This window comes from Paenibacillus sp. PastF-3 (assembly GCF_029893135.1).
In the GTDB taxonomy this organism is placed as follows: domain Bacteria; phylum Bacillota; class Bacilli; order Paenibacillales; family Paenibacillaceae; genus Paenibacillus_AQ; species Paenibacillus_AQ nitricinens.
The window spans coordinates 36,500-49,256 of record NZ_JARXWM010000024.1; the positions used below are offsets into that span (position 1 = coordinate 36,500).

General features: G+C 40.7%; 14 protein-coding genes. All 14 read left to right on the forward strand.

Annotation, left to right across the window (positions count from 1 at the left end; translation table 11 throughout):
- Window positions 1–20: 20 nt before the first annotated feature.
- The 14 genes from M2444_RS30050 to M2444_RS30115 all read left to right on the forward strand — a co-directional run bounded on the left by M2444_RS30050 (window position 21) and on the right by M2444_RS30115 (window position 12,396).
- Window positions 21–1,838 (forward strand): glucosaminidase domain-containing protein, encoded by a 1,818-nt coding sequence (locus tag M2444_RS30050; RefSeq protein WP_280788833.1) that lies wholly within the window; start codon window positions 21–23, stop codon window positions 1,836–1,838.
- Window positions 1,838–2,278 carry a hypothetical protein gene (locus M2444_RS30055; RefSeq protein WP_280788834.1) on the forward strand — a complete coding sequence of 147 codons (441 nt, stop codon included), beginning with the start codon at window positions 1,838–1,840 and terminating at the stop codon, window positions 2,276–2,278. The genes M2444_RS30050 and M2444_RS30055 overlap by 1 nt, the downstream gene beginning before the upstream one ends.
- Before the next feature lie 470 nt (window positions 2,279–2,748).
- Window positions 2,749–4,266 carry an S-layer homology domain-containing protein gene (locus tag M2444_RS30060; RefSeq protein ID WP_280788835.1) on the forward strand — a complete coding sequence of 506 codons (1,518 nt, stop codon included), beginning with the start codon at window positions 2,749–2,751 and terminating at the stop codon, window positions 4,264–4,266.
- Window positions 4,267–4,601: 335 nt separating this feature from the next.
- The gene (locus tag M2444_RS30065; protein ID WP_280788836.1) at window positions 4,602–4,973 is read left to right on the forward strand and encodes a DUF4258 domain-containing protein; all 372 of its coding nucleotides are present in this window, start codon (window positions 4,602–4,604) and stop codon (window positions 4,971–4,973) included.
- Window positions 4,974–5,196: 223 nt separating this feature from the next.
- A complete protein-coding gene (locus tag M2444_RS30070) occupies window positions 5,197–5,433 on the forward strand; it encodes a hypothetical protein (protein WP_229696535.1) in 237 nt (78 codons plus the stop codon).
- A 259-nt stretch (window positions 5,434–5,692) separates the two neighbouring features.
- Window positions 5,693–6,319, forward strand: a complete 627-nt coding sequence (locus M2444_RS30075; protein ID WP_280788837.1) for a hypothetical protein — start codon at window positions 5,693–5,695, stop codon at window positions 6,317–6,319.
- A gap of 7 nt (window positions 6,320–6,326) precedes the next feature.
- The gene (locus M2444_RS30080; RefSeq protein WP_280788838.1) at window positions 6,327–6,884 is read left to right on the forward strand and encodes a hypothetical protein; all 558 of its coding nucleotides are present in this window, start codon (window positions 6,327–6,329) and stop codon (window positions 6,882–6,884) included.
- 39 nt (window positions 6,885–6,923) lie between these two features.
- Window positions 6,924–7,175 carry a hypothetical protein gene (locus M2444_RS30085; RefSeq protein ID WP_280788839.1) on the forward strand — a complete coding sequence of 84 codons (252 nt, stop codon included), beginning with the start codon at window positions 6,924–6,926 and terminating at the stop codon, window positions 7,173–7,175.
- Between the two features lie 322 nt (window positions 7,176–7,497).
- Window positions 7,498–8,172: a RadC family protein gene (radC, locus tag M2444_RS30090; RefSeq protein WP_280788840.1), complete on the forward strand. Its 675-nt coding sequence runs from the start codon at window positions 7,498–7,500 to the stop codon at window positions 8,170–8,172.
- A gap of 15 nt (window positions 8,173–8,187) precedes the next feature.
- Window positions 8,188–9,702 carry an AAA family ATPase gene (locus M2444_RS30095; RefSeq protein ID WP_280788841.1) on the forward strand — a complete coding sequence of 505 codons (1,515 nt, stop codon included), beginning with the start codon at window positions 8,188–8,190 and terminating at the stop codon, window positions 9,700–9,702.
- Window positions 9,703–9,779: 77 nt separating this feature from the next.
- On the forward strand, window positions 9,780–10,304 hold the full coding sequence (locus M2444_RS30100; protein WP_280788842.1) for a hypothetical protein: 525 nt from the start codon (window positions 9,780–9,782) through the stop codon (window positions 10,302–10,304).
- Window positions 10,305–10,351: 47 nt separating this feature from the next.
- Window positions 10,352–10,741: a DUF6573 family protein gene (locus M2444_RS30105; protein WP_280788843.1), complete on the forward strand. Its 390-nt coding sequence runs from the start codon at window positions 10,352–10,354 to the stop codon at window positions 10,739–10,741.
- A gap of 2 nt (window positions 10,742–10,743) precedes the next feature.
- The gene (locus M2444_RS30110) at window positions 10,744–11,829 is read left to right on the forward strand and encodes a hypothetical protein (protein WP_280788844.1); all 1,086 of its coding nucleotides are present in this window, start codon (window positions 10,744–10,746) and stop codon (window positions 11,827–11,829) included.
- A 102-nt stretch (window positions 11,830–11,931) separates the two neighbouring features.
- Window positions 11,932–12,396, forward strand: a complete 465-nt coding sequence (locus M2444_RS30115) for a BC1872 family protein (protein ID WP_280788845.1) — start codon at window positions 11,932–11,934, stop codon at window positions 12,394–12,396.
- Window positions 12,397–12,757 lie beyond the last annotated feature (361 nt).

Below are 12,757 nucleotides of genomic sequence, written 5' to 3' on the forward strand. Positions count from 1 at the left end.
AGGTTCTAAAGGAGCGAATCATGAGTAATAGTCTTGCAGAAATAGCTAAGCGCCAGGCATTAGAGAAGCTCAAAAAAAAAGGTACGGACATGCTAAAAAAGCAGGCCCTACAACTGCTAACTAATCCATATGTCTTAGGTGCATTAGCTTTAGGTATCGCGATTTTCCTTTTTTTCTTCATCATCGCTAGCGCAGTATCTTCCGCAAATGCTGTGATCAGTTCAAACGTCATTAGTGATAAGATCCTCCCACCACAGATATATGCATCCGATATGGAGGACTTAATCACGAGTGACTATGGGAAGCGGGTGCATCCCGTGACAGGAGAAGTATCGTCGTTTCACTCTGGGATTGATATTGGTGTCCCAGAGGGTACTCCTGTCGCTAGTTCCTTTGAAGGAGTCGTAAGAACTGTAAGTTTTCCAACAAATTCCGATGCTGAATCCACCCAAAATGCGGGAATTTATGTGGTCGTACAAAGCAGCGATCCGGAAATCGCTATGAGCAGCCGTTACTTGCATCTTAGCCAAGTCTTTGTTAACACTGGACAAGTTGTGAGAAAAGGAGAGATTATCGGTTTATCGGGGAATACGGGACGATCAACTGGTGCTCATTTACATTACGAACTAATCCCTGATGGAGAAGAAGCAACGGATCCTAAGCCCTACGTTATGCTGATCTCGAAACTTACGGATGTGGCAAGTGAGGAAGCCTTTAAAGCTTTTCAAAAAGTAAAGTGGGATACACCGGTATCTTCGTACCTTACTGGGGATCACCCAATGTATTTGTCTAAGAAAATGTTATATCTAAGTAATATTAATTTCGATGGTTCTTCAATAGCACCATTCAACGAAAATGGAGTTGGTTATACTAGGCCCTTACTTAGAGGGGGATGGGGGGCTTCTTCAAACTTTTATAGTAACGGTAACGTTCCTACTGTTCCAGACCCAAGCGAAGAAGAGGAAAAAGAAGAGATATACATCCCACCAAATCTTGGATCACTGACCGACCCCTTTTTCATCCAGTACGCTGTAATGGCTCAGTATGAGGAGCGTAGGAGCGGGGTGCCCGCAAGTATCACCCTTGCTCAAGCTGCACTTGAATCTGGAAGAGGAAAGAACGCGGTATGCAATTATAATATGTTTGGTATTAAAGCGAATAAATCATATAAAGGTGATTATTGCTTGGCAAGAACACATGAAGAAGTGGATGGCGTACGTGTGCCCACGACTTCAAAATTCCGGAGCTACTCTAGCGTAGCAGGATCTTTTGCTGACCATTCGGATTTCCTACTTAAAAACAGCCGTTATCGTTTCGCATTATCCAAAGAAAATCCTTATGAGTTTGCTAACGAACTCCAAAGAGCTGGTTATGCGACGGATAGTCAGTATGCCAACAAACTGAAATCGATTATCCGAAAACAAAACTTAGCTTCGCTAGATATGAATCAAGGGATTGACCCCACAACGGGCCAACCCTTTACTGATATCGGTTTTGTTGGAGGAGGCGGTGGGGACGGTGGGGACGGTGGGGCTGGTAGTTTAATTACTGTAACCTTTGGAATTAGTCAATATTATGGAGGACCGGCATTTGAAACCCATGAGGAACAGTATATGAACGGTAAGTATCATACCGTTTATAAAGCCATTAACGATCCCACAACCGGAAACCCAATAATTAATTTTGAAAATTACGATCGTGTGGTACACTCTTCTCAAGCGCAAGCTCCTGTTATTGAAATAAAAGACATTCCAGAAGCCATTAGAGTAACCATTTATGCACCCAATGAACGAGAATTTTATGTGATGAATGTAGATTATATAAAGGGGACTTATTAATGAATACACAATTGGTTAATCTGCAGTTCAGTGATACTTACCTCATGGTCAATTTTGAGATTACTTTCCAAGAAATTCAATCCTGGTTGTCTATGGCCGGCCACAACATGGATGATGCATCCCTTTTTCGAGCTCTGTTATTCCCAGAATCACTGGATTCGGATCAACAGACCGAGTTGTGCTGGATTATCCTACACAGATACGAGGATGTTTTCTTCCAAACTAATCGCAACTGGACGGATCCGGAACATCCAGCAACAACGAACACCGTGCATCAGTTATTGCTTCGTATGATGAACAGCCGCACACTTAATGGTGAAGATAATACGAAGCTGGACCTTTACTTACTCTTGCAGCAAGACCGTCAAGCTGATACACCGTTATATCCTACGCTACAACATCTGTTTGATGTGAAGTGGGGTAACTCCGCTTCCGCGTAGTGCAGCAATTTAAATAGTGCTGTATCCTTCCTTAGGAGAAAGTTAAAATCTCCTTTGGAAAAAGTGATCCCCTAAAGTTAGATAGGTAATTTAAAAGAGACTTTTAGGCATGTATTAATGTCCGGTTGCTTCTAGAATAAGCAAAGGACGTTGTTAGGAAGCAGTTCAGCGTCCTTTGGCTAAACCATCACGAGTGTGCTCAAGGTGGAATATTCATCTGAATGCCTTTCCGAGCATAAGGGTTAGGCCGATACCCATCCTCATGATTGGCATGCTTGAAGTCAGATATTTACAGAGTTTGTAGTTTAACTTACTTTGTACCCGCCAAACTATTGCTTGGCGGTTTTTTTGTTCTCCAGAAATGCAAACCATTTACTAATATTGAAATTTTAAATCACAATGTTTAATTAGCAGGATTTATGTGATTTTTTGTCGAATCTAAAAAGAAAAACTTTTTTGGGGGCCTTTCAATGTTTAAAACTATAGCTACATGTACTACTGTAGCACTCTTGGTTTCATCTTTATTTACATACGCTCCATCAGTTGAAGCAGCAGATGCTTCTTGGGTGAAGCAAGTGGAAGTCTTTGATAATGGATCTTACATTTTGAAAAGTAACGAGGACTTAATGTTTTGGGATGGAAGCGAACTGAAAAAAGTTGCTGGACATATAACATCCATATCAGAAGATGGGGAAGCTATGGCAGTAAGAGAGAACGGAAATCTTATAGAGCTATCTCGTGATACATACAAAACGATCAAACTGTCAGAGAAAATAGGAAAAGTTAAACAAGTGGTCGAAATTAAATATGTTGTAAATCAAAAAGAAGAATTATGGGATACAGAAAAGGAAACAAAGCTTCTTGATAATGTTAGTGAGGCAGTATCGGGTGATCAGTTTGTTATGGCACTAACTAATGATGGTTCTCTGTGGAGTTGGGGAAATGATAATGGTGGTCAGTTGGGTAATGGATCAAAAGATAATAATGATACGCCTGAAATAGTTTTACAAAATATATCTAAAATAGCCGCGAATGGACACAATGCAGCTGCAATAAGCAAGAGTGGCGAACTTTATTTATGGGGTACAATTCACTTTGATAAGGGTCTTGGGTGGGATCAGACTCCACTAAAAGTATTAGACAATGTAAAAGACGTTTCATTAACACAGACTATTGCAGCTATTACAAACAATAATGAATTATATATGTGGGGTAATGGTTTATATGGACAACTCGGTAATGACACAGAAGAAAATTTAGAAGTACCAACAATGATAATGGACAAGGTTAAACACGTAGATGTTTCAAGTAAAGCAACTATTGCTGTAAGAGAAAGTGGAGAAATTTGGGGATGGGGATATAAAGAAGGTTTAGATGCGAAGTCATCTGATACTTATATCAAAACCCCAATCAAAATCTTAAATGCTCAACCAATCCCAGTATACCCAGTGACAGGGAACTATAAGATGTCAAGTTCATGGGCACAAACTGAGTTACCAAAAGCTGAAGCAAGAGGATTACTGGCTCCTGTGATTCAGCTTAATCTTAATAAGCCAATTACTAGAGAGCAATTTTCAGAAGTGGTAGTAAAGTACTATGAGGCTATGATAGGAAAAAGCGTTTCCGAACAGGCGAAGAATCCTTTCCTAGATACAAAAAACAAACAAGTAATCAAAGCATATAATTTAGGTATCGTTAATGGAGTTTCTTCGGATCACTTTGAACCGAGCAAATCAATTACTAGAGAAGAAATAACGGTGATGTTGAAACGAGCACTCGATAAAGCTCGTCCGAATTTTGAATATAACTATTCATATAAGCGTTTTGAAGATGAAAGTAAGTTTGCCTCATATGCTCAAGAACCGATAAAATATTTACGTTCGCTGGGTGTTGTTAAAGGTGAAAATAATTTCTTTAATCCAAAAGCCAAAACGACAATTGAAGAAGCTGTAATAATGACATACCGTTTACTTGAAATTACAGATTAAAAATATATCAATAAAAAGGGTCACCTTGATTTAACACGTAATAAATAAGGGAAAAGGGACAAACTATATAAGACTAGGGGTAATAGACGGCATACGAAAGAATCTGCCTACTCTATTGCCCCTTTACAATGATTAGGATATAATTACCTCATTACGAAACACATTCATTTTCTCCGCTGTCTAATATTCAGCTGGAGAAGGAGCTGTTGTCTTAATTGACAACTTATAAAATATGCCTTGAGGTTGAAAAAGTATGGCCATTTTTTTGGTTATGCCTTTTTTTTCATTTCAAGGCTTTTTTTTATGTCCAAAAACATGAAAAGGGGGAGATAGAGATGGACCATATGAAGAAACACTGGCCTAAAGAGCTGGAATGCATAAGGAAAGGCGTAAATCATCTTGATGGTTACGTCACTACGATTAGTCCACATTACATGCAAGATCGTTATCATAATTCGGATTATCCGGATCGTGTGTTCGACGAACTTGATATCGTATGGGCAATTGCTAATGGTGAGATTGTCGAAGGATACGATAGTGGAGAGAGAGGAAGAAATCCTGAACCGGAGCGGACCATTATCGGTCCTGCAGTATCCGGTAATTGGGCTGTCGTGATTATCTTGATGAAGACTGGTAATCAGTTCATCGTAAAAACAGTATTTCCTGTGGATAGGGAGCGTTACAGCAAATATATCCCTAAATCATGAGAGAAGAGGAATAGAAATGATGCCTGCTAAAGATGCAAACAAAGTACATGCCTTGCTTATCCTTACCTACATCGTAGGAACACTTGTCTTGATTAGTCGAGCAGTTTTTGGATAAAAATAGTGCATCTATTTTTTGTTGAATTTAGTAAACCATGATAAAATAAGGCCATAGGAGGGATGCTTTATGTCTCAATGTGGCCGGTGCAAAAAGGAGATCAATACTATGTTGATTACTAATAAACGTCAATTTGATGGAGGAACGTTAGTAGTAACTGATGTTCCAGTTCAAAAGTGCGAATGTGACGAACAAATGCTTCTTAATGATAGTGCTCTGATTGCGGGTTATGTAAGATTGCTCGTGGATCGCAGTATTATTGGAGAGATTACTGTATCCATGCAGGATCTAAAGCAGAAATTTACAATCCAAGATTTCCTGCCTAAAGAAGCTCAACAACATTAATTTTTTCCTAGGAGTTATAAATAGTACAGATGTTATTGAGGAACAAAGATGTTGTTTTTCTAGATGATTCCTTTAGGAGTACATCATTTAGGATCATAACTAACGGACGTCCACGACTTCTGTAATCCCTTTAGGGATGGAGACATGATATATACCTTATTGGTGTAACTCGTGTGTAAAAAATCAAATATGGATGGCATAAAGGAGGCTGCTACTGCGGTGTCCTTTTTTTTGTGCCTAAAAAAGGGAGGATCTCCAGATGATTAAAAAGGTAATGATTCAAGACGACTTAGGTATCCTTTGTAGTGGGCTTGCAATTGTTGATCTGGATGGAAGCGACGTCTGCATTGACTTTGACGTTGTAAAACCTCCTCAGACGAATGTGATTGTTGGCGGTCGAAAGAAGCGAATCTCTATGAAAGATGCGGATCAATTTGAAAGAGAATTGTTCGAACTCTTCACCTTTCATAACATACCGCTAAAGATCGGCACCTATGCCATTTCAGAGGAAATCAACCAATCAAACCGGAGGGTGGAAATAGAAATGAAACAGCTGACGACAAAACGAGTTTGTCTCTTGGTCAATTTGGGAGGATTTGAAAAGCGGATGTCTGAAAACCTACTTATTGCTAAAACCTATGGTGAATTCGTTTACTCCCTTACTGGTGATGGTCTCGTCGATATAAATAAAGCTCAACTCGTTCCCGTGAATATAACGGCGCTTACACCGGCTGAGCTGCAAGTCTGGTCTTCTATGATCAACGATCAGCTAATAGAAGCGGGTTTTGATCCTGATAACACCATCATGCTGGCGGCTGGCCGCAATTATCGCGGTACTCTTCCACTTGGCATGAACATCGGGAACAATGTACGGATTGGGGCGTGAGTACGGAATGAAGCTTCGATATATTGCTTTTAAATGGCACGTAGAAGCACCGTTAGATGCGGTTGTAACTGTCCTGAAGCAAGTCAAGCTGACTCCTGGTAAAGAACAACGCTGGACCCGCTCCATAGGTACGCATTCACTCACCGTGGAGCCCAGGGTAAATATGTGTTCACCCGAACGTTCCTACTTTTGGATTCGTTTCGTTAATGAGCATGGGCCAACTGATAAGGAGTTACTAGCTCGAGTGCTATCCGATTGGTACTTTACAATGAGTCAGCACTTTGTGACTTCAGTTAATTGGATGCAGGTTGCTCTTGATATTGAACAGTTTCGCCCAATCTACGGATTTGTCGAGAGCAATCCAAGGATTTGGTCAAAAGCGGAGAAACAACTGTATTTCTCGTTTTATCCCATTCTTGACCACTATTATTTTGAAGTCCGGAATGAGGATATTCGGAATTCGATCCCGCATCAGCGCTTTTCGCATTGGCTTGATGAATTGAAACATAATTTGAAAGGCCAGCAGAAGCCTGATGATCAAATCAGCTTCGATCTAGTTGTATAAATATCGCCCGCTGTGGCGCTTGAGAGGATGACTTATATTATGACACTAACTCCTCTGCAGGAGATCAATATTGAAACCTATTTACAATCCATGCCACTGGATATTCAAGGGAACATTTCTGTTTGTACAGAAAAATGGTTGAAAGGGGAGACCGCTCATGGGTATCCGCATCCAGCGCAAGTTTGTGCGAATATCCAAGCTAGTAATGAGCGTCAACCTTTTCTAAGCGTTCAACAAGCCTTGAATCTGCAGCTGCTAAAAAGACATCTTCACCTAGCAGTGGCAGTGTAATTAGTTTTAGTTAAGCAAGAAGCTGGAGACCATAAAAATAATTTAATTTAAAGGAGGAAGCCCCGCTATGTTGTAATTAGGGGCTTCGCCCCAGTACATACATATGGGCAAAAAAACATGACTAAGGTACAACTGATGAAACTACAATTCGAGGCAGAAAGACGGAAAAAGCTGAAAGAATGCACAGTAATCGGAAAATTGCTGTCTAGAAGCTAGATTCCATGCCTTTAGGATGCCTATAAAAACCAATTTGTGAGGAGGAAAGCCCCGCTGCCATTGTGCATTGGGGCTTTTGCCCCTTCAATTGGCATGGGCGAAAAATATGTCTATTACAGAGACCAATCAATATGCGGTGCGTGAAGTTCGGAGTTCTTTTTATCAAACATGTAATACCAACTCTCTATCCACTAGAGATCTACTCATTCTAATCTTAGAGCCTTTAGTGAGAGACAGAAGTGTATCAGTCTTGGTGGATCAAATTTTGGAAAAGGGACTCAACTACTTAGCTTCTCTTTCCGAATTCGAGCTTTCGGTACTGTTTGGTATTAACGAGAAACAAAGTCTTCCGATCGTTGCCTTGTTTGAATTTTCCCGCAGGGTACATGCAGTTAAGAAAGAGGAAATCACGGTGATTCGTTATCCAGACGATTGTTACGAATTCCTGAATGATCTCAAATTTCTCGACAAAGAACATTTTGTTCTGCTCTTCTTAGACTCAAGAAACAAAGTGATAGGAAGAGAAACGATCTCCATAGGTACGGTGAACAGTGGTCTTGTTCATCCCAGAGAAGTGTTTAAAGCAGCCATCCGGCGTGGTGCAGTTTCTATTATTGCAGCGCATAATCACCCATCCGGAGATAGCACTCCTTCTGAAGAGGATATTGAACTAACCAATCGATTAGTGGAGGCTAGCAAACTTATTGGTATTGAGCTACAAGATCATGTGATCATCGCTAGTCAATCCAATATGAGCATGAAACTAAGAGGCCTCATGTGAGAGGGGAATATAAAAATGTATCAGGAATATAAGATGAAACTGGTACTTACTCAGGTCACTGGTTTCAAACTCTATGAAACGGAGCACTCCTTTTCTTTTGGAATGGGTAATCATATTACCGGTGATCGCGGACAGGGGAAAACTGCCCTTTGCGAAGCCATCATATGGTGCCTGAAAGGGTGCGATTTAACGGGGAATGTAAAGGGAGTCAAGAAACGTTTGGCTAATCCCAATACTAAAGAAATGAAAGTCGTTACTACTTGGGAGTTTCATACCCTTGAGGGTCTTCTTGTTAAGCATTCGTTCTGCCGTATTAGTACTGCCCGCTCCATGCGTCTATTTTTGGATGATGAAAAGGTTAGCCAAGATGATTTTGATGAATGGTTTGGAGAAACAGATACATTACTTAGTATCTTTCTTCCGGGGTATATCGGTGGAATCGGAGCGGCTAGGACGAACAATGTAGTTCTCTCCATGCTTCCAGCACAAGATGTCGCTCAAGTCATAAATAGTCTTCCAGCGGAGACTCAGGCACGTCTGAATCTAGACGGATTGAGAGATCCACTCCAATATCTGCAGTCCTTAAAAAGTGAACTGAGTGAATGGAACGACTATATTCATGATACAGAAAAAGAAATAGCTCAACTGCTTCTCAAGAATGCGCTACGAGGGTCTTCTACAGTCATCGAGGATGATGAGCGTAAAATGACGGATCTACGTCAACAAATTGAGAATCTTGAGCAGGATGCGGGACCTGCATTTCCGGAGCACATCAATGTATGGGAACTGGAATCTAAAGAACTGCGAAAGCGATATGATGCAGAAGTTGCAAGTTGGGTAACGTTAAACAATACAACGATTAATGGTGGAGAGAGAGAACGTAATAATAGAAAATTTGAGCTAGATCAAATCGCAAATCGCTGTAACGATGTCCTAAATGAGGGGTTTGCCCTACGGAAGGATATAGAAACGAATCGTGCTCTTTACGAGGAAGAGAAAGCTGAATTTATAGCACGTACTGAGCAGGAGCTGCAGCAACTTCATATTGATCTTCAGATGCTCGAGGCGAAAATATTGCTAAGACAAAAGAACGGCGACTCTATCAAAGAAACCCCGCTACATCAGAAACATTTAACTGATGCGAAAATACAAAGGGACTATCTTTTGCTAGAGGTCGATTCCGTACAAGAATTCATGCTCCGGTATGCTGAGATGCAAGTGATTGCATCAAATCGTACGTTGACTCATACTGAGATCTTGTTTATTCCAAGACGTGGGAAAGAAGGGGACTATACCTTCCATTACCGCCTACGGTATGAAGAGAAAGAGTATTATTTACTATCCAGTGCTGATAAAAATCGAGTTTCATTTGAGCTTGCAGATTTAGTGGCCATGACGCTAGGGATGACGATTCCTGTCTTTATTGATAACGGTGAATCAATTGAAGAAGTCATCGGAGAGCGCACTCAGTTCTTTGTGACCTCTTACCTTCCCCAAGCCGAATTGTCTCACGAAATCATTGTTGCATAGAAAGAAAAAAACAAGGAGGATTACGGGTGTAATATAACCGTTAATCCTCTTCATTTGTTATGGGGAGGTATTTAAAAATGATTATTATTCTTATAGAAACGTTTGTACTCGTATTCATTTTCGCTATTCTCCTTGGATCTATGTTATTTACGGCAAAATCAATAGTATTCGGACGTTATTTAAACCGATACTTCGTAGTTAGTCGTAATGGAAAAGGTGCTTACACCCTTCATCATAACCCCGCTTTTGGCTTTTACTATGCACATCGGGAGAAGTATTCAAGGCTGCAGGAAGATGCTATACGAAAGTTTAAAGCAGGGTATCCGGATATCGAGTTACACTCTGAAACTTCGACCTTACAAGGCTATTATGCAAAATTAGGTCTGAGTGGAACACCGGTACAGCAAAATAGAGTAGAGCGAGTAATCGGTATTGGAATGAACTACTTTCTCATTTTGATGAATCTAGCAAATTACCGTAAACGCAATCAGCAAGAATGGCAATTCATTCATCTCATGCGGCGGGTCAGAGTGAGTACTCCAATGCAGTATGTAATACTCAGTTTAAATGAAGCACAAAAACATGATGACACGAGAGAATGATTTGAATCTTCTGTTCAATCAATAAAAAATATAAAAGGATGGTCCAGATGAATGAACTTTGCGGTACGACTCTAATTCATGCCTACTCAAGAGCAGATAAGATCCAGGATGGCGGCTTAATTGACGTTTCAGAGCCAGCTAGACAAATTGGTATAGTCTATCCTGTTGCCATTAGTAGTGCGGTATGGATCGGAGCCATACAAGAGATCGATGGAGATAAGCCATTCGATATTAAAACACGTGGAGCTTTGTGGAGATGTTTAAGTATGCTTGCTTCTGTAGCAAGAAACTCCACAACTAATGATCACAAGCTGCTATTCACCGTCCCTTTGGCTGATAAGCAGGGGAATATTGAGAATGTTCAGCTCAAAGCGATCATTGGCCCTGGAGATAACTTGGAAGCGGTTATTACTATTATGGAGCCCGAGGAGGATTAGATATGCCTCAATACGAACAAATGGATCTTCTTAGCTATATAGAAGATATGGAAGCGATGGCTGCTGTAGAAGCGGACATAGCGAAGTCAGAAGGACTTTTGAGAGTGATCGTGAGACGAACATTTTCGGAAAAGGAGCGGTTAATTAAGTTCTGCTCCCGCTCCCTAAATCGTTTGCAGTCATTCATCTTCTCTAACCTTACTGTTCATTATCCAATTAAACCAGCCGATCCATCTGCAGACCTTAAAAATATGAAGTCAGAGGAAGCCGGCATTTGTTTATCTAGTGCACGAATAAACAAAACCATTCCAGCTGTAAAGCGGTGGGGTTCTCAGAATGCATTACGTATTCAAAAGGGCATAAAAAACCTGCAGAACCTCTTTCAGCAGAGATTAATGACTAAAGATGTAGCAGTCTGCAAATCTAGCGAAAAACGCATAGAGCAGAACCCAGAGTCCTATCAGGAGGCATCTTCAGGACAGTCGTTACCTATGCTCCGCCCACCTACCTTTTTCGGACTTATCCCTTGGGTGAACGTCTATACTGTCACTCGGGCATTTGGAGGATCCGAAGATGGTGGATGGTACTATCGCCAGTATACTTGCGTAAAAAGCCAGCAAGTTTGGCTTTGGGACGCTGAGGTAACGGAAGCAATGTTTCTTAGAACTTATGAAGGGTTAGCATGGGGGTTGCTCTGTAAAGAAGCAGCCGGACAAGAAGTGGTTGTGAGAATTGAGAGAAGAAGAGCTGCACTTCAGTACGCTGAGAAACCAGCTTATGATCCAGAGATCGTGGTGGAGAGTGCCGTGAAACTGAGATCAAAAACTCAGAAAAACATAGTGCGGTCTACGCCGTTTCCTATCATGAAACCTACTTCGAGTACTTTCAGCTCTATTAGCCAGAAGAAGAATAGTATTCAAATGGTGCGTACTGCTTCTCTTGATGAAGAGCCGTGTGAACGATGCAAAGGTTCGGGTAGAACTCGATACCTTCATATTAAGAACGGCATCTGTTTTTTATGCGGTGGAAGCGGGGAAAAATCGAAACAAAAACAAGAGATCATAAATACGGAACCATCTTTTACGTAGTGTTGGAAACGAATAATAACCTACGAAGAAAAAAATAGAAATAGAGGAGGTGACCTGACAAACGCCTGGGTTAATTCTCTGGTCTTTGTTAGGTCAATAATTATGGACACTGAGATTCAAAAACAAATATTAGCATATGAGTTAGCCCGCTCCAAGTATCTAAAAAAAATAACAAAGGATGACTTGCGGAATTCCAGACTTCTCTGTGAGCCGCAGATCCTAAGATTTGATGGGATGACTTCAGAAGAGCGAGATCATGTCATTACTACAGAAGTAATGGGATGGGAGCCACATACGTTTGAGGTGCCGGCGTTTTTATCTCACAAGGATTATTGTAGAGGTTCATTTAAGCCATCCCAGGACATGAATCATGCCCTGCAAGTGTTTGAGTACACCCTTATCGCAGATAAAACTAGGCTTGTTCCTTGCGGTTCTGGCGCTGGCCTCTTTTGGAGTATCTACTATGATGATATTTATATTGGGGTTGGAAAAACACCACAGATGGCTATTTGTAAATATGCACTCATTATTAATGATGTGCTGCTGTATAAAATAAATGCGGCATAATAGTTGAGACAGGCCACAAATATAGCGATACTGTTAAGACATTGAGTACGAAAGAACTAAATAAGACCGATCTTTTGATCGGTCTTATTTCTGTTATTTATATAAAAATAGAGGCTGGGTCACATCTTGATCTAGCCTCTTTTTGTACTTTCGTTTAATGCAGCAATAAGTTTTCTGTGTTAACAATTAGAATTTTTTTATACGGTTGTGATTTTCGATCATCGTTACACTGTATAGAACATCAGCCCAAGTAAATATAGCAGCTCCAACTGCTAGCTCGGACTGAATCAGAAGAATCGTTCCTATTGTACGAGGTGAGGGATACACCAAAGACAATAGTATCCTGAATGAACTTCACCAA